The 21,114-nt window shown below is 44.0% G+C and carries 22 protein-coding genes; 6 read left to right on the forward strand and 16 right to left on the reverse strand.

The features are described 5' to 3' along the window. Position 1 precedes the first annotated feature (1 nt). From qoxC to qoxA, 3 genes are read right to left on the reverse strand one after another with little or no spacing between them, the layout of a single operon-like run. Positions 2-616 carry a cytochrome aa3 quinol oxidase subunit III gene (gene qoxC, locus FB592_RS03825; RefSeq protein WP_003227409.1) on the reverse strand — a complete coding sequence of 205 codons (615 nt, stop codon included), beginning with the start codon at positions 614-616 and terminating at the stop codon, positions 2-4. Between the two features lie 13 nt (positions 617-629). Then, positions 630-2,579 carry a cytochrome aa3 quinol oxidase subunit I gene (gene qoxB / locus FB592_RS03830; protein WP_003227407.1) on the reverse strand — a complete coding sequence of 650 codons (1,950 nt, stop codon included), beginning with the start codon at positions 2,577-2,579 and terminating at the stop codon, positions 630-632. 27 nt (positions 2,580-2,606) lie between these two features. Then, on the reverse strand, positions 2,607-3,572 hold the full coding sequence (gene qoxA, locus FB592_RS03835) for a cytochrome aa3 quinol oxidase subunit II (RefSeq protein WP_010886637.1): 966 nt from the start codon (positions 3,570-3,572) through the stop codon (positions 2,607-2,609). A 515-nt stretch (positions 3,573-4,087) separates the two neighbouring features. On the opposite strand from qoxA, the gene FB592_RS03840 reads away from it, so the two are divergent. Next, entirely contained in the window at positions 4,088-4,333 is a 246-nt protein-coding gene (locus tag FB592_RS03840) for a GlsB/YeaQ/YmgE family stress response membrane protein (protein WP_009968363.1), read from the forward strand. Positions 4,334-4,403: 70 nt separating this feature from the next. Here FB592_RS03840 and galT read toward each other — a convergent pair whose 3' ends face one another. The 4 genes from galT to slrC form a co-directional block, all read right to left on the reverse strand. After that, positions 4,404-5,945 (reverse strand): UDP-glucose--hexose-1-phosphate uridylyltransferase, encoded by a 1,542-nt coding sequence (galT, locus tag FB592_RS03845; RefSeq protein WP_141949281.1) that lies wholly within the window; start codon positions 5,943-5,945, stop codon positions 4,404-4,406. 3 nt (positions 5,946-5,948) lie between these two features. Continuing rightward, complete coding sequence (locus FB592_RS03850) at positions 5,949-7,121, reverse strand: galactokinase (protein ID WP_141949282.1); 1,173 nt, start codon at positions 7,119-7,121, stop codon at positions 5,949-5,951. Between the two features lie 80 nt (positions 7,122-7,201). Beyond that, a complete protein-coding gene (locus FB592_RS03855; protein ID WP_003227398.1) occupies positions 7,202-7,585 on the reverse strand; it encodes a GtrA family protein in 384 nt (127 codons plus the stop codon). A gap of 17 nt (positions 7,586-7,602) precedes the next feature. Next, positions 7,603-8,274, reverse strand: coding sequence for a transcriptional regulator SlrC (gene slrC, locus FB592_RS03860; RefSeq protein ID WP_014478350.1), 672 nt, complete (start codon positions 8,272-8,274; stop codon positions 7,603-7,605). Between the two features lie 354 nt (positions 8,275-8,628). On the opposite strand from slrC, the gene slrA reads away from it, so the two are divergent. From slrA to FB592_RS03875, 3 genes are all read left to right on the forward strand, one after another. Continuing rightward, entirely contained in the window at positions 8,629-8,787 is a 159-nt protein-coding gene (slrA, locus tag FB592_RS03865) for a transcriptional regulator SlrA (protein WP_003243648.1), read from the forward strand. Positions 8,788-9,229: 442 nt separating this feature from the next. Continuing rightward, positions 9,230-9,538: a DUF485 domain-containing protein gene (locus FB592_RS03870; protein WP_003222190.1), complete on the forward strand. Its 309-nt coding sequence runs from the start codon at positions 9,230-9,232 to the stop codon at positions 9,536-9,538. After that, complete coding sequence (locus FB592_RS03875) at positions 9,535-11,076, forward strand: solute symporter family protein (protein WP_003227390.1); 1,542 nt, start codon at positions 9,535-9,537, stop codon at positions 11,074-11,076. The genes FB592_RS03870 and FB592_RS03875 overlap by 4 nt, the downstream gene beginning before the upstream one ends. A gap of 12 nt (positions 11,077-11,088) precedes the next feature. Here FB592_RS03875 and FB592_RS03880 read toward each other — a convergent pair whose 3' ends face one another. The 7 genes from FB592_RS03880 to cidR form a co-directional block, all read right to left on the reverse strand. Continuing rightward, positions 11,089-11,709, reverse strand: coding sequence for a DsbA family oxidoreductase (locus FB592_RS03880; protein ID WP_014478353.1), 621 nt, complete (start codon positions 11,707-11,709; stop codon positions 11,089-11,091). Positions 11,710-11,992: 283 nt separating this feature from the next. Then, positions 11,993-13,243, reverse strand: a complete 1,251-nt coding sequence (gene efeB, locus FB592_RS03885) for an iron uptake transporter deferrochelatase/peroxidase subunit (protein WP_141949283.1) — start codon at positions 13,241-13,243, stop codon at positions 11,993-11,995. Positions 13,244-13,261: 18 nt separating this feature from the next. After that, entirely contained in the window at positions 13,262-14,419 is a 1,158-nt protein-coding gene (gene efeM, locus FB592_RS03890; RefSeq protein WP_017697029.1) for an iron uptake system protein EfeO, read from the reverse strand. Next, positions 14,416-15,861 (reverse strand): ferrous ion permease EfeU, encoded by a 1,446-nt coding sequence (efeU, locus tag FB592_RS03895; RefSeq protein WP_103803651.1) that lies wholly within the window; start codon positions 15,859-15,861, stop codon positions 14,416-14,418. The genes efeM and efeU overlap by 4 nt, the downstream gene beginning before the upstream one ends. A 155-nt stretch (positions 15,862-16,016) precedes the next feature. Continuing rightward, positions 16,017-16,685: a thiamine phosphate synthase gene (thiE, locus tag FB592_RS03900; RefSeq protein ID WP_103803650.1), complete on the reverse strand. Its 669-nt coding sequence runs from the start codon at positions 16,683-16,685 to the stop codon at positions 16,017-16,019. Next, entirely contained in the window at positions 16,682-17,500 is an 819-nt protein-coding gene (thiM, locus tag FB592_RS03905) for a hydroxyethylthiazole kinase (protein WP_141949284.1), read from the reverse strand. The genes thiE and thiM overlap by 4 nt, the downstream gene beginning before the upstream one ends. A gap of 7 nt (positions 17,501-17,507) precedes the next feature. Next, the gene (cidR, locus tag FB592_RS03910; protein ID WP_003227377.1) at positions 17,508-18,413 is read right to left on the reverse strand and encodes a cidABC operon transcriptional activator CidR; all 906 of its coding nucleotides are present in this window, start codon (positions 18,411-18,413) and stop codon (positions 17,508-17,510) included. A 105-nt stretch (positions 18,414-18,518) separates the two neighbouring features. Between cidR and FB592_RS03915 the strand changes: the two genes are divergently transcribed. Together FB592_RS03915 and FB592_RS03920 are read left to right on the forward strand one after the other, a co-directional pair. Beyond that, positions 18,519-18,905: a CidA/LrgA family holin-like protein gene (locus FB592_RS03915; RefSeq protein ID WP_003227375.1), complete on the forward strand. Its 387-nt coding sequence runs from the start codon at positions 18,519-18,521 to the stop codon at positions 18,903-18,905. Continuing rightward, positions 18,887-19,564: a CidB/LrgB family autolysis modulator gene (locus tag FB592_RS03920; RefSeq protein ID WP_003227371.1), complete on the forward strand. Its 678-nt coding sequence runs from the start codon at positions 18,887-18,889 to the stop codon at positions 19,562-19,564. Before FB592_RS03915 ends, FB592_RS03920 begins: the two co-directional genes overlap by 19 nt. A gap of 54 nt (positions 19,565-19,618) precedes the next feature. Here FB592_RS03920 and FB592_RS03925 read toward each other — a convergent pair whose 3' ends face one another. After that, entirely contained in the window at positions 19,619-20,269 is a 651-nt protein-coding gene (locus tag FB592_RS03925; RefSeq protein WP_141949285.1) for an ATP-binding cassette domain-containing protein, read from the reverse strand. A gap of 11 nt (positions 20,270-20,280) precedes the next feature. After that, positions 20,281-20,964 (reverse strand): ABC transporter permease, encoded by a 684-nt coding sequence (locus FB592_RS03930; RefSeq protein ID WP_141949286.1) that lies wholly within the window; start codon positions 20,962-20,964, stop codon positions 20,281-20,283. Between the last annotated feature and the right edge of the window lie 150 nt (positions 20,965-21,114).

Consider the following 21,114-nt stretch of genomic DNA (forward strand, 5'->3'; position numbering starts at 1 on the left):
TTTACAGACCCCCCAATCCCATGAGATAGACACCTGTAAAGATGAAAATCCATACAACATCTAAGAAGTGCCAGTACAAGCTTGAGATAAAGATTTTAGATGAAGTTTGCGGAGTTAAGCCGCGTTTCTTCAACTGAATCAGAATTCCTGTGATCCAGAAAATCCCGATTGTTACGTGAGTTCCGTGAGTTCCAAGTAAAACAAAGAATCCAGACCAGAACGCACTTGTACTGAGAGCCGCTCCTTCATGTACATAGTGAACAAACTCGTTGATCTCGCATCCGACGAAGCCGGCACCGAGAAGAAGAGTGATAATTGTCCAAATGACTACGCCTTTTAAACTTCCGCGGCGCATTTCATGAACAGCGATCCCGCAGGTAAAGCTGCTGATCAGCAGCAAGAACGTCATAATCATTACCAGATTGACTTCAAATAGTTCGTCTGGCAAGACACCTCCAGCTGTTCTGTTTTTAAGAACGAAGAAGGTTGCAAATAGTGTTGAGAACAACACAATTTCTGCCCCTAAAAAGATCCAAAACCCGAGAATATTAAGTCTGCCGGTTTCAGATTGATATTCCATAGGCGCGTTAGAATTGCCGTGTTCTGCATGTTCCATAACTCACGCCTCCTTATTCGGAAATCTTTCTTTCCGTCTCTTTTATTTCATCAACACTAATGTAGTAGCCGTTGTCGTATTCGAATGAACGCAGAACCATGCAGAGCAGGACTCCGATCAATCCGACTACGCCCATCCAGTACCATTCAAAGACAAGTCCAAAGCCTGCAAGACCGAAGGCAACAGACATAAAGAACGGTCTGCCTGAGTTGCTTGGCATATGGATTTTCTTGAATTTGCTTTCAGGGTATAATTCAGTTTTTTCTTCTTTCATATGCAGGAATGCATCTTGAGATTTGACTTCAGGAAGCACCGCAAAGTTGTAATGCGGCGGAATCGCAGAAGAAGTCGCCCAATCAAGCGTACGTCCCACACCCCATGAATCTCCGCTGATTTCACGAGTAGAGTAACGGAAGCTGTAGTAGATGTTATAGCAAAGGATTAAGAATCCTACACCCATCATGAAAGCTCCGACTGTTGAGATAAAGTTCAATGTTGTCCAGCCGTCATTCGGTCCGTATGTGTAAATACGGCGAGGCATGCCTTGAAGCCCCAAGAAATATTGCGGGAAGAAACAAATATTGAACCCGATCATAAAGATCCAGAAGAACCATTTTCCGATTCTTTCGTTCAGCTTGTGGCCGAACATTTTTGGATACCAGAAAATAAATCCGGCGAAACAAGCAAATACAGTACCCGCGATCAGCACATAGTGGAAGTGAGATACAAGGAAGTACGTATTATGGTATTGATAATCCGCTGCTGCCATCGCAAGCATAACCCCTGTAACCCCGCCGATAACGAAGTTAGGAATGAACGCAAGCGCCCACAGCATAGGTGTTGTAAAGCTGATTCGGCCTTTATACATTGTAAAGAGCCAGTTAAAGATTTTAACCCCGGTTGGGATTGAGATTGCCATTGTCGTAATTGAGAAGAATGAGTTAACGGACGCACTGTTCCCCATTGTGAAGAAGTGGTGAGTCCAAACTAAGAAACTCAATACAGAGATGGCGATAATAGAACCAACCATCGCTTTGTAACCAAACAATTGTTTTCTTGCAAAGCTTGAGATGATTTCTGAGAAAATACCAAACGCCGGAAGAATAACGATATATACTTCAGGATGTCCCCAAATCCAGAACAAGTTTGCCCAAAGCATCGGCATACCGCCTGCTTCCAATGTGAAAAAGTGAGCGCCGAACAAACGATCAAATGATAAAAGTGCCAATGCTACTGTAAGTACAGGGAACGCAAACACGATAATAACCATTGTGATCAGTGTTGTCCATGTGAACATTGGCATACGCATTAATGTCATGCCTTTTGTTCTCATTTTTAAGATTGTTACCATAAAGTTGATCCCTGTCATCAGGGTACCGATACCGGCAATCTGAAGTCCGAGGAGGTAGTAGTTCTCACCCGGCCCAGGGCTCATGTCGTTACTTGCAAGCGGCATATAACTCGTCCAGCCTGCGTTCGGAGAACCTCCGATAACGAAAGAAATATTGAAAAGCATCGCCCCTACAAAGAACGTCCAGAAGCTCAGGTTGTTCAAGTAAGGGAACGCAACGTCGCGGGCACCGATTTGAAGAGGCACAACAACGTTGATAAGACCGATTAAGAACGGCATCGCCATGAAGATGATCATGATTGTACCGTGAGTTGTAAAAATTTCATTATAGTGGTTTGAGTCTAAAAAACTGTTATTCGGAAGCGCTAGCTGGGCACGCATCATCAGACCGTCGACACCGCCGCGGAATAACATAATTACAGCAGATATAATATACATGATTCCGAGTTTTTTATGGTCAACAGTAGTTATCCATTCAGACCACAGCCATTTCCACTTTTTAAAGTAAGTCAGTACAAAAATAATGGCAATGGTTGAAAGCGCAATGGAAACTTGTGCGCCCAGAATTAATGGGTCACCAGTTACGAAAAATTCGTCCCATTTGAATTTCATGCAGGCTTCCTCCTTTCCTGATCAATATCATTCTTCTGTATCATCAGACTTCTTAAATTCGTTTTTCTTTACGTTTTCAAACGGATCTGTTTTAGAGTGCGGTGAAACGGCTTGATAGCCAAGGCGTTTGCGCGCCTCCATCGCGTACTCAGCGTCTTGTCCGTGATCAACGTATTTCAAGTGAGTAGAAGAGAACGTTAATTCGTCCACATTTTCAGGAAGCATCAATTCATCATACTTCTCTTTTGTCAGCTTAGGAGCCTCGTTCTGAGTCTTTTTCACCCAGCTGTTAAAGTCTTTTTCTGTGACTGCATTCACATCAAACTCTTGGTCTGCAAAATGTTCACCTGTGAAGTTCGCGTTGCGGCCTTCGTAAGTACCCACTTTGTCAGCCTGTAAGTATTGATCCATCAGCATCCCTGCCATCGCATATTTTTGTCCTCCAAGCTGAGGAATCCATAGCGAAGCCATTGAATCTGCAGATGAGATTTTGAACAAGATCGGGCGGTCGACAGGAATGTTTAAGTAGTTGACCGTTTCAATATCCTGTTCAGGGTAGCTGAATACCCATTTCCAGTCTACCGAAGTAGCATAAACAACAAGAGGCTCTTTGTCTTTTGTTGCTTCAGGAGCTTTTTCTAACGAATATATCGTCTGTACTGTTGGCACAGAAAGTGCAATGACGATTAAAATTGGGATCACTGTCCAGACTACTTCTAAAAACGTGTTACCATGAATTTCTGGGTTATAAGATCCATTATCTTTGCCTTTACGGTCGCGGTATTTTACTAAAATAATGGTAAATAGAACAAAGACGACCCCGACGATAAACAGCATAAATCCGATAGATAACAGGATTAAATCACTTTGCTGTTCAGCTACAGGTCCTTTCGGATCTAGTACTGAAGCATTGCTGCATCCCCCAAGGACGAAAACCACAGTTAACAGCGCTAATACAAGCAACGGTTTTAATGCTCTGAACAAGAAGATCACCATCCTTCCTATTGATGTAATAAATCTGAAGTGCATACTTCCTCAAAATCTTTTCTCTACTTTGTTATGCTATCAAAAACTTCACATATTAGCTTTATTTTTTTATAAACTTCATCCCATTTTCGCTTAAATGTCATAAAATCGACAAAAATCGCTCCAACTTTATTCACATCTATCGCTTAAGATGAAAAGTTTCTAGTTATTTCCGCATATAAGTAAAGAAAAGATGATGAAGAACTAATTCTGACAAATAAAGGTTTACCACAATAAAAAACTTAGGTCAATCAAAAATTTCATTTTGTTAAACTTTCTAGATAGGAATTATTTTTTCCTTGTCTAGCATCTTTTCACACGGTTACCATTTTAACGCATCAAATATTGAAAGAAAAGGCGCAATGAAGAGCCAATATGCTCTGAATTGTCCGTATTTTTTAATGAGAGCATCCAGTTGTTTATCTTATACAAAAAAGAGGAATGATATAAGCAAATAAATAAAAAATAGGATGTGTTGAATGATGAGTTTTCTTATTTCACTTATCGTCGCTATTATTATCGGATGGCTTGGAAGCCTGTTTGTAAAAGGAGATATGCCCGGAGGAATTATCGGGTCTATGATCGCAGGTCTTATAGGCGCTTGGATCGGACACGGGCTGCTTGGAACATGGGGGCCGCACCTAGCCGGATTTGCCATTATTCCAGCGGTAATCGGCGCAGCCATTGTTGTCTTTCTAGTAAGCCTGTTAACCAGAAAAAGAGGATAAAAGCAGCAGCACCCGAAGCGTCAGCGCTTTGGGTGTTTGTTTTGCCATAAAAATCGAAAAAGCCTCAACCCTAGCGGTTGAGGCTTTTGACTGGTTTGACGCCCAACTGGTCGATAAACCTTCTGAAGGCCTGTTTTCCCTCTGCTGTCTGCTTAAATACACCGGCGTGTTCAAGAATGCGAGCGAATACATGTCCCAGCTCTTCCTTTATGACTAGATCTGCATTCTCTTTCGTTATGGTTCTTTTTTCCATCATTCGAAGAGCCCATTCACTATGCTTTGCCGTGAGCGGATTTTGTTCTAAGGCTGTTTTCGGATCAGCAGAGCATAGCGCCGCTGCCGTTTCTTTCATTTCCTCCTGTAAGCGGCCCGGCAATATCGCCAATCCCATGACCTCAATCAGGCCGATATTTTCTTTTTTAATATGGTGAACTTCCTTATGGGGATGAAATATTCCTAATGGATGCTCCTCATCCGTCCGGTTGTTCCTCAGTACGATATCGAGTTCGTACAGGTCTCCCCTGCGCCGCGCAATCGGTGTGACCGTATTATGGGGCGTATCGCCTGTATAGGCGGCAATGCCGGCTTTTTCATCGGAATACGTCTGCCACGTGCGGAAGATATGGTCAGCAGCTTCAGCGACATGACCCGGTTCGTCTCCTTGGAGCCTGAGCACAGACATCGGCCATTTCACTAAGCCCAGCGACACACCGGGATAATCATTTAATTCATAAACGTCTTCCGCTTCTGCACGTGCCATTGGAAAATCATGCGCGCCGCCTTGGAAATGATCATGGCTTAGGATGCTGCCGCCGACAATCGGCAGATCCGCGTTTGAACCGATAAAATAATGCGGATATTGGCCAAGAAATGACAGCAGCCTTTCAAATGTTTTTTTGCTGATCTCCATCGGTTCATGTTCCCCTTTTAAGACAATGCAGTGCTCCGGATAATAGACATATGGCGAGAATTGCAGGAACCATTGTTCGTCCTCAAGGATGACCGGAATGATTCTGTGATTTTGCCGGGCTGGATGATTCACGCTTCCCTCGAAGCCGACATTTTCTTTACACAGCAAACACATCGGATAATTTGTCTGTTCCTGCTCTTTTGCAGCCGCAATCGCTTTCGGGTCCTTTTCAGGCTTTGATAGGTTAATGGTCATTTCCAGCTCGCCATATTCGGTCGGCACCGTCCAATGAACATTTTTGGCGATTCTGTCAGTCCGTATATAATAGACATCCTCTGAATATTGATAGAATTCCTTTGTAGCCTGTTTTGGGCCGTATAATGCTTTTGTCTCTTCAAATTTGCGAATGACCTCGGACGGGGCAGGTACAAAACAGCCCATCAGCTTTGCGCTGAGCAGGTCACGGTACGTATCTGTATCCGCTTCCATTCGGCCGGTTTCGGCAGCCCATTTATAGATGGGGGCGAGCAAGTCCGGCAGGCTTTGTGACTGCTTGATGCTGGTGCTGGAGACCGGCTCGGGATGTGTGATGCCCAGCGCTTCATAAAGACGGTTTCTCGTATATTCCCGATCCCAGATCGAAATCAATTTCCGTTCCAAACCATACTCAAGCAGCTGTTCCAGATGTTCAATAATACTCATATGTCACTCCCCCTTTAGTTCTCTCGCTCCCTCTCCGATATCCGCGACATAAAAATCCGCTCGGAGCCCTGTTTTTTCTTGATATCTGTCTCCAACCTTCTGAATAAAATCATCAATGAACTCATCTTTTACAATGCTGATGGTGCATCCGCCAAAGCCTGCTCCCGTCATTCTTGATCCAATTACACCTTCGTGATCCCATGCCGCAAACACAAGCTCATCAAGTTCAGGGCATGTTACTTCATAGTCATCCTTCAATGAAAGGTGGGATTCCTTCATTAACTGCCCGATTTCATCTATATTGTTCTCTTTGAACATATGGGCCGTCTTAATAGCACGATGATTTTCGTATACAGCGTGCTTTGCCCGGCGTCTGTTCGTTTCATTTTGGATCAGGCTGGAATGCGCATCGAAATCAGAAGGCTTGATGTCGCCCAGTGCTGCAATATCGAGGCCTTTTTTCAGATCAAGCAATGCATCATTGCATTCTTGGCGTCTCGTATTATAGCTGGAGTCAGCCAATGTTCTTTTTTTGTTCGTATTCGCGATGACCAGCGCGAGGCCTGAGACATTGAGTTTGCTATATTCATAGTCAAGCGTGTCGCAGTTCAGCAGCATCGCATGATGTTTTTTCCCCATTCCAATTGCAAATTGGTCCATAATTCCGCAATTGACGCCGATAAAATGGTTTTCCGCATGCTGCGCCATTTTCACAAGCTCAAGCGCATCTACTTCAGGGTGAAAATAGCTTTGGAGCACGACCCCCATCAGCAGTTCAATAGAAGCAGAAGACGACAGCCCCGCCCCGTTTGGAATATTCCCTGAAAATACAATGTCAAAGCCATGGGGAACTGCATATCCCCTCTGTTGAAATTCATAAATCACGCCTTTTGGGTAGTTCGCCCAGTCGTCTTCTTTTTGATAGCGAATGTCGTCAAGGCTGCATTCCTTGATCCCCGCGTCTTTAAAGTTGTCTGAATACATCCGGACAACCCCATCGTTTCTTTCTGCAACAGCAGCATATGTACCCATTGTCAGCGCACACGGAAAGACATGCCCGCCGTTATAGTCAGTATGTTCTCCAATCAGATTCACTCTTCCAGGTGCGAAAAAAAACCGTAACCCCTCTTTTTCTCCGAATACACTTGCAAATATCCCCTTTAGCTCTTCCCGCATGTGCAATCACCTTTCTGGTTTTTATTTTTTATTCCCCTTATTTCTCCATAGAAAACGGCAGATCATATGCTGCAGTCCTCTCATACCCCTTCTTCTTTTGTTTTTTTAAAGACGAGCCATTTGCTCGCAACATAGTTGACGACAACAATGACCGCGTTGTCGAGTATTTTGGCCAAGGTTTCATTTGTATTGAACTGGCCGACAAGAATGATCATCATGCCTAAATCTATGCCGAGAGACAGGACCCGAACGCTGAAAAAAGCAGTGAGCTCTTTCAGCAGGCTCTGCAGATCATGTGTTTTTTGCTGAAACACATATAATTTATTTGTTATGTAAGCAAACAGCACGGACAAAATCCAAGCGGCGACAGTGGCGGCTTTGTAATCCACATTCATGATCTCTACCAATATATAAAAGCTGGCGATATTCACAATGGTTGTGAAAACCCCCATAATGATATACATAATTATTTCTCTATACTTCACTGATGTTCCTCGCTTTCTGAAAAACTTTTCAAAATTCTTGGCGTCTCGTGCTCTCTGTCTAAAGTGAAAAATACCGAGAGTGCGTCTAAAAAGCTGCGGAAGGTGGCTGGCTGGCCCAATACATATGATTGTTTGATGATTCCGTCGAGGACTGCACATATTATTTTAGCCGTATATTCAGGATCAATACAGGCGTCAATCAGCTTTCTCTCCTTCAGCCACTTAATATATAACACATTTTCTTCCACCCACAATTCGTACAGCCGGACATAAGCCTTGCATTTCTTTAAGACTTTATACGTCGGCATGTTCATGGCAAACGAGGTGATGTCCCACGACGGCTTATTTATGTAATAGGAATAAAGCAGTTCTGCAGCGTGTTTTGCAGCCTCGTCCAATGTCAGCGATTTCACTGACTCCCGCTCCATTTGATCAAGATACCCTATAATGATCTTTTTTTTCATCTGACGTTTTTCTAGAAGATACAGCAGAAAATCGTCCTTGCTGACAAAATGAACATAAAATGCTCCTTTGCTATACCCGGCGGCTCTGCTGATATCTTCTACAGAAACCGGATCATACGCTCGGTCAATCAACAAATTCACGCCAGCGTCTATAAAACTTTCAAATGTTGCTTCTCTTTTAATTTGAAATTTGTTTTTTTTCATATTTTTCTCCTGGCGGTAATGATTACCCTTATCTTACACCGGATCAATCTTTAGCGGTATTTATTTCTTTGAACGGTTATGCTATTCGGTTTCCCAGGGGTCATTTTTAATAGGCTGAATGATTTATTTTCATTTACATACTATCCAGTCAGTATTTAATTGTTTATTATTATAAATAAGGTCCATTGGTTATATTAGTCATTTTTTTAGGGAATAGGTAGGTGGTTTTTCCTTCAGTTTGTGAACACCGAGCAACTATGTGTGAAATTTGTTGTACTCGCCTCATCATCGCGCTGGCTTGCCTTTTATTGCCCGCATGTTGCAGGAAAACATTTTATACAATTGGAGGTTACTATGAAAACTCATGTTAAAAAAGATTTGGACAAAGGTTGGCATATGTTAATTCAAGAAGCTAGATCCATTGGATTAGGCATTCATGATGTGAGGCAGTTTTTAGAATCTGAGACAGCATCGAGAAAGAAAAACCACAAAAAAACCGTCCGGCAAGACTAGTCCGAACAGGCGGATCTATTTACCTCTGGCTTTTCTATCACCTGATCTGAGTTTTCACCATATCCTCTATTCAAAAGCAAATCGCTGCGCTGAGCTTGAGGACAAACGGTGTGTCAGCTAACTACGACAGACAGCCGGTGATGCGATCACCTCTTGGCACATGCATTGTCATAAAGAGGTGATGCGAACATGATAACCGTGCTCTGGTAAACAGCAGCTTTGCTGAGAACAAGCTGCATTCGGTGAGGTTTTGAAAGCAAACTCGTTTATACACGGCCGAGCTTGAAAACCTTCGCCTGTCTTTAGACCACTGTGTTCACCTCTTCACGACCTCCTTCTTTTTTCATCCTCCAGATATTGTTCAACGCATAAATCGGACTTTCAGTACATACCTATTGGTGTACCTTTTTGCTTACGTTTAGCGAATAAAAGGAGGAAAGCCATGTACAAAGCTGATTATAAACAGATTGCTGCAACGCCGTCTTTTCAAGCTTTTTTAAAGCAGAAACGCGCTTTTATTGTTCCTTCTGCGATTTTCTTTTTTGTCTTTTATTTTTCACTCCCTGTTTTGACATCTTATTTCACCTTTTTGAATGCACCGGCCATTGGAGCTGTTTCATGGGCTTGGCTGTTCGCCATCGCCCAATTCGCTATGACCTGGATACTGAGTACTGTGTATTCCCGGAGAGCCGCTCATTTCGATCGGTATGTAAGCGCTTTAAAAGAGGATCTGAAGGGTGAACAGACATGAATATGACTGCTTTTTTATTGTTTTTGGCGATTGTTGGCCTGACGCTTATTATCACGTATTTTGCCGCGAAGCGGACGAAAACGACGAGTGAGTTTTATACGGCGGGCGGCGGGCTCACCGGCGTTCAGAATGGACTGGCAATTGCCGGTGACTACATGTCTGCCGCCTCGTTTCTCGGGATTGCCGGAATGATTGCGTTATATGGATTTGATGGCTTCTTTTACAGCATCGGTTTTCTGGTGGCTTATCTCGTTGTCTTGTACATCGTGGCGGAGCCGCTTCGGAATCTTGGAAAGTACACGATGGCAGACATGATTGCCGCTCGCTTTAAAGAAAAGAAAATCCGCGGTGTCGCGGCTCTCAATACCATTGCCATCTCTACTTTTTATATGATCGCCCAGCTCGTGGGGGCGGGAGCGCTGATCAAACTGCTTCTAGGGCTGGATTATACCGCGGCTGTCCTCATCGTCGGAGTGCTGATGACCATTTATGTCGTGTTTGGCGGCATGATCGCGACAAGCTGGGTTCAAATTATTAAAGCCGTTTTGCTGATGGCCGGTACACTCGTGATTTCGATTATCGTGTTTTCGAAATTCGGCTTTAGCCTTAATACCATGTTTGAACAGATGAAAACGGCTACTCCGCTTGGCGCTGATTTTTTGAATCCCGGAAATAAATACAAGGTGCCGCTTGAGACCTTGTCGTTAAACTTGGCACTCGTGCTGGGAACCGCCGGGCTTCCGCATATATTGATCCGGTTTTATACCGTTAAGGATGCCAAGACGGCCCGTACATCCGTTGTGTCAGCGACATGGATTATCGGTGTGTTTTACATTATGACGGTGTTTCTCGGCTTTGGTGCCGCGGCATTTGTCGGTTTTGACGCGATTACGGCGGCTGATCAAGCGGGAAATATGGCGGCTCCGCTTTTAGCAAAAGCGCTCGGAGGAGACTTTCTGTTCGCGTTTGTATCAGCCATCGCCTTTGCCACCATTTTGGCTGTCGTGACAGGGTTGGTGCTGTCTGCCGCCTCAGCATTTGCCCATGATATTTACAGCCAGATTATCAGAAAGGGAGAAGCAACTGAAAAAGAACAAATGAAAGCGGCCAGATGGGCTTCTGTCGCCGTGTCAGTACTCTCGATTCTCCTTGCGATTTTTGCACAATCCTTAAATGTGGCGTTCCTTGTTGCACTCGCGTTTGCGGTAGCCGCCAGCGCAAACCTTCCGCTGATTGTGTTTACAGTCTTCTGGAAACGATTCAATGCCTCAGGCGCTTTATGGGGCAGCCTGACAGGCCTGATCAGCGCGCTTGTGCTGGTATCGATGAGCCCTAGTGTGTGGGACCCGGCCGGAGGTGCTATTTTTACCGGTGATCCGCTCATTCCGCTGTCTAATCCAGGAATTATTTCCATCCCGCTCGGCTTTCTCGGCGCGTGGCTCGGAACGGTGCTGTCATCTGATAAAACAATTGATGAAGATACGTTTGCAGAAATTCAGGTGAAGGCGCATACTGGCGTCCATATGGAACAGGAGTAAAAAAAGCTCTCTTTATAGAGAGCTTTTTCCTTGTCTTTTCTTTTGTTCGTCAGAAATCGCTTTTTCAAATACATCCTTGCCGGCAGCACCTGGAATTACAGTGTCGCCAATAATAAAGGTTGGAACGGCTGTGATGTCAGCCTCTTCATAAGCGTGCTTCAAGGCTTGGCGCTGCACGTCCTGATATGTTCTTGTTTCCAGTGCTGATTTGAATGATGCACCGTCTAATCCCACTTCCTCGGCGAGCTTCGTCAAGATGTCAATATCGCCAATATTTTGGCCCTCCTGGAAAAACGCCTGAAAGACACGGGTGTTGTATTCATGTCCTTTATTGTATTCCTTCGCAAAATGGAAGCCTTCAAACGCGAGGTCTGTATACGGATGAGGCGAGACGTTTGGAAAATTGATCTCGACTCCTAATTTCTCCGCCATTGGCTGAATTGATGTCTGCCACATGTACTGTTTGGAAGGATCATTGACCGGATCAAGCTGAGGAGATGGGCTTGGGCGCAGTTCAAACGGCATCCACTCGACTTCAACATCCTTTCCTTTTATCGCTTCTTCAAAAGCGGCTTTTCCAACAAAACAAAATGGGCAGACGTAATCTGAATAAACTTTAATGTGTACTGTCATGATAATCTCCTTTCATACTAAATTGATTTTAAACTGTAACAATTAAAGTTACAACTGTTTTTTAAATAAAGAAGCCGATTTAGGCTTCTTTCAGATTGATGACAAAATCCTAAAAAGTTTTAGGATTTTGTCATCCTTTCAGCGTGATTGAAAACCCTTGAAGTCTAGGAAAGCCGAGCATTGGAGCGGAGCGAATGCTCTAATTCGTGAGCACCAACGCACAGGCTTGACAACGAATGCGAGGGTTTGTCGACACGCTGAAAGAAGCCTGTAAAGGCTTCTTTTATGATTCCAGCAAACGCTGGGCAATATATTCTCCTTTTTTGCAGCCGCCTGGGCATGCGTATAAAGCAGAACCGATTGTTTGTGTATATTCGTTTAACGCATCCTTTGCTGAAAGAGCCTTCAGCATCGGGATAAACTGATTGTCGGGATTTTTTTGAAAACTGATAAACAGGAGACCTGCATCCATATAGCCGGTTTTCGGATCAAGTCCCTCTGTGTAAGAGAAAGCTCTTCGCAAAATTTGTTTTCCCGTAGATTTCGCTAGACTGACGTGTGAATTAGACGGAATTTGATTCAGCTTCACGGGATCTGTTTCCTTTTTCTGCCCAAAAGGCGCCCCTGAGCTTTTTCTGCGGCCGAAGGTATCCTCTTGGTCCTTGAGGGAAGAGCGGTCCCATATCTCAAGGAACATTTTAATTTTCCGGAAAGCCATATAGGTGCCGCCCGTCATCCAGTGAGGCTCACCGGACTGAACCCACACGATCGAGTTCATCAAGCTGTCATCCTCCGTGCTCTGGTTGCCTGTTCCATCTTTGAACCCGAAGAGGTTGCGCGGTGTTTCACCATTTTTTCCTCCGCTTAAAAAGCCTTTGTTAACAAAGCGGACCTCACAAGTGCCGACCGCTTGATTTAGCAGGTTACGCAGCGCGTGAAACGCCACTTGCTCATCGTCTGCACATACTTGAATGCAGATGTCCCCGCCTCCCTGCTTTTCATCCAGGTTGTCATTGGGCATCGCTGGAAGAGCGGTTAGGTGCTTCGGTTTTTTGCTTTTCAGTCCGAAGCGGTCCTTTCCGTCTTTTTCAAAAAAGCCAGGCCCGAATCCGAATGTGACCGTTAAGTTAGAAGGGGATAAATCAGCAGACTCACCTGTATCCTGCGGCGGCAGATACTGATTTCTCTGCTCAGCTGACATTTTCTTGCCAGACGTCAGCATCTGTGTGAGACTTGTCCAGTTTCTAAATAACGTAATGATGTCGCTTTTCTCTTTTGCTGTTACATCCAATGCAGCAAAATAGACATACGTCTGATGGGCAGTTGTGATTCCGGCCTGATGTTTTCCGTAAAACGGAACAATCTGCTCCTCCTCTTTTTCATCCTTTTTCGATGGCTTAGCCGCAGTCTGAACAAGCGGAGCGAGACCGCCGAGACCGCTGGCACCGATCGCAACGGCTGCCCCCGCCATTGCTCCCCATTTTAAAATGTCCCGTCTGTGAATTTGTTCTGGCTTTTTTTGTTCATCGCTCATGATGTTACAAAACTCCTTTTATAGCACATTCGCAATCTTCGACATGGTTTCAGAAAGAGTCGTCAGCTTAGTGCTCAGCTCTCTGATTTGCTTTTCACTTAATTTATCATAAGACGTATAGGACTGATCATTTGTTTTGTATTTTGCCATTAAAACTTCAAATTCGCTGAACTCCGTATCCAGTTTTTCCGTCAAGTCGGAGTGATCTTTTACAAGCGCGCTTTTCACTGTTTGATAAACGGCTTCGGAGCCTTCCACATTTGCCATAAGGTCAACTAAATCAATTCGTGAGTAGCGTTCTTCTTCTCCCGTGATTTTCGAAATTCCGGCTTCGTTCAGAAGCTCCATCGCGCCTGCAACAATTTGTTCAGGGGTTAATTTCAATGATTGAATTGAACCGTCAAGCTCTTTTACATCCTTGAGAAGCTGGTCAGCTGTTGCCTTTTCCCCGGAAATATCTTGATCCTTCCAAATGGCCTTCTCAAGCTTATGGAAGCCTGTCCATTTGTCTCCTTCTTCAACATCGTTTTCTCGTGCGTCAATTTTCGGATCAAGATCTCCGAGGCTTTCAGCGATCGGTTCGATTCGCTCGTAATAAACACGCGCTTTCGCATATAACGTTTTGGACTTTTCGATATCGCCGGATTTCACAGCACCCGTAAATGCTTCAGTCGCTTTGACAAGCTGGTCACTCTGCTCTTTGACATAGCCTTTATACTCATCCGCTGCTTTTGCCAGCTGATCGCTAGCCTTTTTGCCGCTCTTCTTCGCTTCTGTCAGGTCTTCTAAGGATGCTTTCAATGACTCGGATTCTGTCTTGATTTTTGCTGCATCCGGTTTGTCTTTTTGCGCTTCTGTGTAGATTGGCTGAAGATGCTTTTCGATTTCTGTATATTCGAATGGATAGTCGCTGCGAATATCGTTTTCAAAGGAAAGCCAGTAGCTGTTTAACTCTTTCCCCTTCTTTTCAATCTCTTTTTGGTCTCCTTTTTCCGCTGAGTCATTCAGCTTAGAAATGATGGTTTCCATTTTATTTACGGATGCGGTGATTTCTTTAGTGACCCCGCTTTTTTCAGATGAAGCTTTTTCTTTGGTTGAAGATGTGTCATTGGCTCCGCAGCCTGCGCACAGCGCAAGGATGCATCCGGCTGATACAGCGATTTTTGTGAAATTCATTTTGTCAGTTCCTTTCCGTTTGTAAAATGTTTTGCCGCTTCTGAAACAAGCGCAATCAGTAAAAAGAGTAAAATCAACATTTGCGGAATCGTGCTGTACACGGACGGATAAATTCCTAGCACCGATACAGACGGCAGCCAGCTTTCTGCATCAGACGGAAGAATGCCCGCCAGTTGAAGGCTGTGAACGCCGGTTCCGAGAAATTTCACGCACATATACAGGACAACCGCCATTGATAGAAGAAAAAACGGCTTCAATGGAATGCGCATTCCGAGCTTGATCATCAGAACACCGACGATGACGAGAACGATAAGCCCTGCGGCAGTTCCGCCGATCAGTTCAGTGAGCGGGAGCTTCCCGACAAGCCCGATGAAAAAGATGACCGTTTCGAGACCTTCTCTTACAACTGCCAGAAATGCAATGAGCGCAAAGGAAAGCAGACTTCGTTTTTTTAGTGCCTGTGACTTCTGGATATTGATTTTTTCTCTCCATTTATCCATTGAGGCGTTTCTGTGCAGCCACACCCCGACATACAAAAGCATGACAGCGGACAGTACGCCGGTAACGCCGCCAAGCAAGAAATTGTTTTCTCCGAATACACTGGAGGAGAACAGAACCGTGACACCGATGCCGGCTGCTAAGGAAACAGCCATGCCGGCGGACGCCCCGCCCCAGATCCATGTCGAGGAACGCGTAACCCGCGCTTTTTTTGTCATGGTTAATAGCGCTCCGATGACAAGGAGGGCCTCCATTCCTTCACGAACCGGGATCAGCGCCGCATCCCACCAGCTGTAGCTGCTTGAAGCGATCGGCTCGAGCAATTGAATCATTTCGTCAATTTGCTTTGATACCTTTTCAGGATGGCTGCCGATCTCCGCCTTCATCAGCGCCAGATTTTCCTCCGATGTCGTATAGGCTTCTTTCGATTGGGACACGACATCTCCCTCAACAGCGAGCCAGGATGTAACTAAATTGTCGATTGCGGATGACGCTTCATCCAATTGTTTTTTTTCTATGAACTGTTTTGTGTCTTTCAAGCTTTGTATATAGGCTGTTAAGGACGCCCTTGATTGACCTGAGGATGTCTTTTTCAGCACGACAGCCTGCTGATAGGTTTCTAAATGAGACGCAAGCTCTTCAAGCTGTGTTTTGAGCTTACCTGCGTCTTGATTGATAAAAGAAAGAGAAATCATCGCGATATTCGCGTCCATTTCACTGTGAGAAGAAAGGTTTTCTTTCTTAATAGAAGGTTCTTCTTTTTTCCACTTCGCCTTGAAGGTTTCAAACGTTTGTTGTGCCGAGTCTATATCTCCGTCTTTTACGGATTTGATCATTTGCTTGTTTAATTGAATTAATGCGGCGATCGGATCATCTTCCGCATGTGCCGCAAAACCGAAAACCATCAACAAGCTGAATAAAATAAGCGCCAGCCCCCGAGTCATCATGCTCCTCCTATAATTGAAAATGATTATCATTATATAACATAATCATAGCCAGTTCCTGTTCTTTGTCAATTAAAATTTGAAGGTTTGAAAACCTTGATAGAAAGCAAAAAGGCTGTCCTTTATAGAACAGCCTTTTGAAGGAAGAAGAACGTTTATCTTCTTGTTTTATACGTTTGAATTTCTTCATGAAACTTGCGTGCAGCACTCTCAGGATCCTCCGCCTGACTAATGGCGCTGATCATACTGACACCATCGGCCCCCGCTTGGATAACAGGTGCGGCATTATCTATTGTGATTCCGCCGATGCCGACAATTGGAATGCTGATGCCTTGGCGGCGCACTGCTTCGATAAGAGATACACCCTGTACCGCTCTCGTATCTTTTTTCGTTTCAGTCGGATAGATCGGCCCAAGCCCGACATAATCCGCTCCGTCTTCTTCGGCTTGCTTCACCTCAGACATCGTATGGGCAGAAACGCCGAGAATCATATCACCTATGGCAGCTCTTACCTCTTTCGCATTTGCGTCTTCCTGGCCGATGTGGATACCGTCAGCTTTCAGATTCAGAGCCAATTCCACATCATCATTGACAATGAACGGAACACCAGCTTCACGGCAAGCTGCCTGCGCTTTTTCAGCAAATTTAATCCGAGCCTCTCCTGTCAGCGCATCCCCGCCTTTTTCACGGAACTGGTACAGGGTGGCACCGCCTTTTAACGCTTTTTGTACAACTGTAACAGGATCGGCTTTCGTATTGTTTGACCCCATAATGAAGTATACAGATAATAACTCTTTCATCATTTCCCGAGAAATACGAGTCATGAGACAGTCACCCTTTCTATAGTCGTCCATTCTTGGACGTCTTGTTCAGTAACAGTTGAAAGCTTGTTCAGCAATTCAATCTGAAAGCTTCCAGGGCCTTTGTCAGCCGTCTGCTGTGCGGCAAGCTGAGCGGCGACCCCATACGAAGAAATGGCCGCAATAGCAGCAAACAATGGATTTTCTTCCACAGCGCAAAACGCACCGACGACGGAAGTCAGCAGGCAACCGGCGCCTGTCACTTTTGTCAGCAGCTTGTGGCCGTTATGAAGGGTGTATACATGTGACGTGTCGGCTATGACATCAACTTCACCAGTTATCACAATGACCGTGTTTAGCTTTTGTGCCGCCTGCTGAGCCAGCCGGATGATGTCGCCTCCGCCTTCACCCGCATCAACACCTTTGATCAGCCAATCGGTCACGCCGACGGTATGGGCAATTTCCGCCGCATTTCCTCTGATTACAGAAAGGCGCACCTCACGAATGATGTCACGTGCCGATTCAGTGCGGAACGGTGTTGCTCCGGCACCGACAGGATCAAGAATGACGGGAACGCCATGTTCATTAGCTGATTTTCCCGCGATGATCATCGCTTCGACTGACTCCTTGCTCAGCGTTCCGATATTTAAAACGAGTGCACCCGCAATCTTCGCCATATCGGCGACCTCTTCTTTTGCGTACGCCATAACGGGCGATGCGCCGAGCGCGAGCAGGCCGTTTGCTGTGAAATTCGTTACGACATTGTTGGTTATGCTATGCACCAGTGGGCTATGCCGGCGGACAGCCGTAAGACATTTTGCTGCTGATTGTGCATCCATGTTTGCATCATCCTTTACTATCTTTTTTCGGGTCCCATAAATACGATTTCGTATGTTCGAGCCAAGCTCTGGCGGCAAACGACAAGTACCTGTCCTTTCTCCAAATAATGGCGAGGTGCCAAGGGATGACCGGATCGACAAGCGGAATGACTTTCACTTTTTCCGGGTCAAGGCCGCGGCAGATCCGTTCCGGCAAAAGCCCGATCCCAAGGTTGGCGGATACCATCTCACTAATAAAATCCCATTGTGATGTTTCATAAATGATATGGGGCCGGAACCCAGCCTTGATACATTCCGTCATAATTCGGTTGTGCAGGACAAAATCCTCCCTGAAGAAAATAAAAGGCTCGTCCTTCAACTCACGCAGCTGACATTCTTTCTCATCAGCCAGCCTGTGGGAAGGGTGAACGACAAGCATTAAGGTTTCTTTTACGATTGTAAACGAATGAAAGATATCTTCGTTTGCGGGAAGGACCACAACGCCGATATCAAGAGAGCCGTCCCCGACACCTTCTTGGACTTTTATAGAACCGTCTTCGACTAGCTGAAAGGTGACATTCGGATAGTTTTCACGGAAATCGCCGAGCACTCTCGGGAAAAACCCCGATCCGATCATCGGCGGCAGTCCAATCCGTACGTGCCCTTTCTTGACTTCCATAATATCATTTAATTCTGACGTCAGGTTTTGAAATGATTTAATGATTTCCTGCGCCTGCACATACATGCTATGACCGGCATCAGTCAGTTCCACCTGCCTGCCGTTTCGGTAAAACAGTTCAATACCGAGCTCTTCTTCTAAATTTTTGATCATTTTTGATATCGTCGGCTGAGAAACATAAAGGGATTGGGAAGCCTTCGTAAAACTTTTTAAACGGGCGACTTCCAAGAAATATGTTAAATGGCGGATATCCATGCGCTTCACCCTTTCTATAGACAAAAGGAATACTTCTTATTCTTAATATATATTTTACCTATAGAGAGACCTTATGTACAATAAGTATATAAGGGAGGCATCAATATGAAAAAACTGTTGCTAACCGTTATTCAAATCGCTCTGTTATTTATATTTGCTCGGCTGATTAATTGGGTGACAGCCCTTCTTCATATAAATATTCCCGGCAGTATAATAGGGATTGTGATTCTTTTCACATTATTGCACTTTAACATTATCAAGCTTGAATGGATCGAGCTTGGTGCAGCGTGGCTTCTCGGGGAGCTGCTTTTATTTTTTATCCCGTCTGCCGTCGGAGTGATTGAATACGGAGACATTATGTCGAAATTTGGTGTCAGCATTCTGCTTGTTGTCATCATCAGCACGTTTGTCGTGATGGTGTCTACAGGAACGCTTACACAACTCATCGCAAAGAGAAAGGAGAAAAAGCATACGTGTTCATCGGAATTGTAAGTTTGTTTTTAACGGTTTTGGTGTATTTAGGAGCAAAAAAGGTATATCAACGCTTTCCGCGTGTTTATACGTCGCCGCTATTGGTGACGCCCGCTGTATTAGTCGGTCTGCTGCTGCTGGTGAATGTCCCGTACGAGTCCTATAATCTCGGCGGCGGATTGCTGACCGATATGCTACAGCCGGCCACCGTGGCATTCGCGATCCCGTTATATAAATATTTCCCTGTTTTAAAGAAATACGCAGTGGAAATTATTTTGAATGTGGCCGTCGGTTCATGCATCGCGATTATTTCTACCGCTCTTATTGCGAAATGGCTTCACCTCGGCACCGGCTTAATTGACAGCCTCGTCCCAAGATCAGTGACAACGCCGATCGCGATGAACGTATCTGAAATGATCGGCGGTATGCCTGCCGTCACAGCCGTGTTTGTGATTTTAACCGCTTTGCTCGGCACAGTGATCGGCCCGATGGTCATCCGTTATTTCCGCATTGATAACGAAATTGCGCGGGGCGTGCTGCTCGGCACAAGCGCACACGGAGCGGGAACGTCTAAAGCATTTGAGCTCAGCTCTGTGTCCGGCACGATTTCCAGTGTGTCGATGATCTTAGCTGCGATTATGACGCTTTGCGCGGCGCCGTTTTTACTTTCATTTATGTAAGAAAAAACACCATTTCTTAGTTAATAAGAAATGGTGTTTTTATATTTTTTATCATTAATCAACATTACTAGGAGCAGTTACGCGTCCCTCTTTTACTTCATATATTTCATCACTAATTAACTCTAGAAAATGTTTATCGTGACTTGAAATAAGAATTAACTTGTTTCTTTTTTTATATTCGTTCAAAAATGTCTTAATTCGTTCAATCGTTGCTTCATCCAGTGCATTTGTTGGTTCATCAAGAATCAGGAGATCCGGACTTTCCATTATAGCTTGGCCTATAGCTAATCGTTGTTTCATTCCCAATGAAAACTTCTTATATTTTCTTGAGTCATTCTTGTCCAAACCAACAACTTCTAAGGCATGGTCTATATCTGCATCTGTAGCCTTCTTTTTTATAGATGCAAGTACTTTTAAATTTTGTTTACCAGTTAAATGAGGAACAAATTCTGGATTTTCAATAACAATTCCCATGCTCTCCGGAAACGAAATATCCTTATGTAAAATTTCCCCATTCACAGTTATAACACCATTGTCCGGCACTAGGAGTCCAGAAATAACTCTGAATAGCATTGATTTTCCTGAACCGTTAGAACCTCTAAATCCATATATTTTTCCTGATGCTAAACGTAGTGAAACATTGTTTACTACTTTGTTGGAATTCAACGTTTTTGTTACATTCTCTAAACTTAATGAAAAAGACATATTGTTCTCCTTTAGAAAAAGTTTTGACGACCAATTCTCCTTATCGCTAAAAATACCCAAACTATGATTGTAAGAAAAAAGAATAGCAAATAACTATGATGAACATATTGCCCAAACGCGTAACTGACAAAAGAGTATTTACCTGGAAAAGGAATGTTTACCCAAACTGGCAGTATCAACAAACCGTAAACTATAATGAAGGACAGAATAGGTTTTACCCTTAAGGTCAATACAGACTGACATATACCACAAATTACAAATGTTAAGAACACTGTAAAAAAGGTGCAGATTGTAGCATTGTTATAGTGAAAACTTCCGTGTTTTAAAAAAACCGCTATATGCACTAATAAAATCAGTAACAGACAATAAATAAAACATAATAATATAGTGTAAAGCAGTTTACCGAATAACCAACGTTCTCTTGATGTAAATCTAGTAAGGGTGAGAGAAACCATGTTGCTTCGTTGATAATATAAATAATTTCCATTTAATAACAAATAAAAGCCGCAAATAAAGAAATAAGGGAAAGGTAAAGAAAAAACTCTATTTCCCATTATTGACTGCCAAACTAAATTAATATTAATCATTTGAAGGCTGCTGACAATCAGAAACAGCAAAAAAATATTAACAACAAGCCAAAAAATCCATGGCCATTTATTTTGTCTCCAAACATTTTTCATGTCATATAAATACATTCTTTGTTATCTCCTCAATGTTTGAAAAGATTTTGTTAATTTCAAGCAAATTAAGGTCAGAAAAACAATTACAATAAAAAGATACAACCTATCATAAAACAACGTATAAAGTGAATAATCAAAGGTTGAAGCTATTGCTTGAATGAATAA

Origin of the sequence: Bacillus sp. SJZ110, from assembly GCF_006715455.1 — a bacterium.
GTDB classification, from domain to species: Bacteria; Bacillota; Bacilli; order Bacillales; family Bacillaceae; genus Bacillus; species Bacillus subtilis.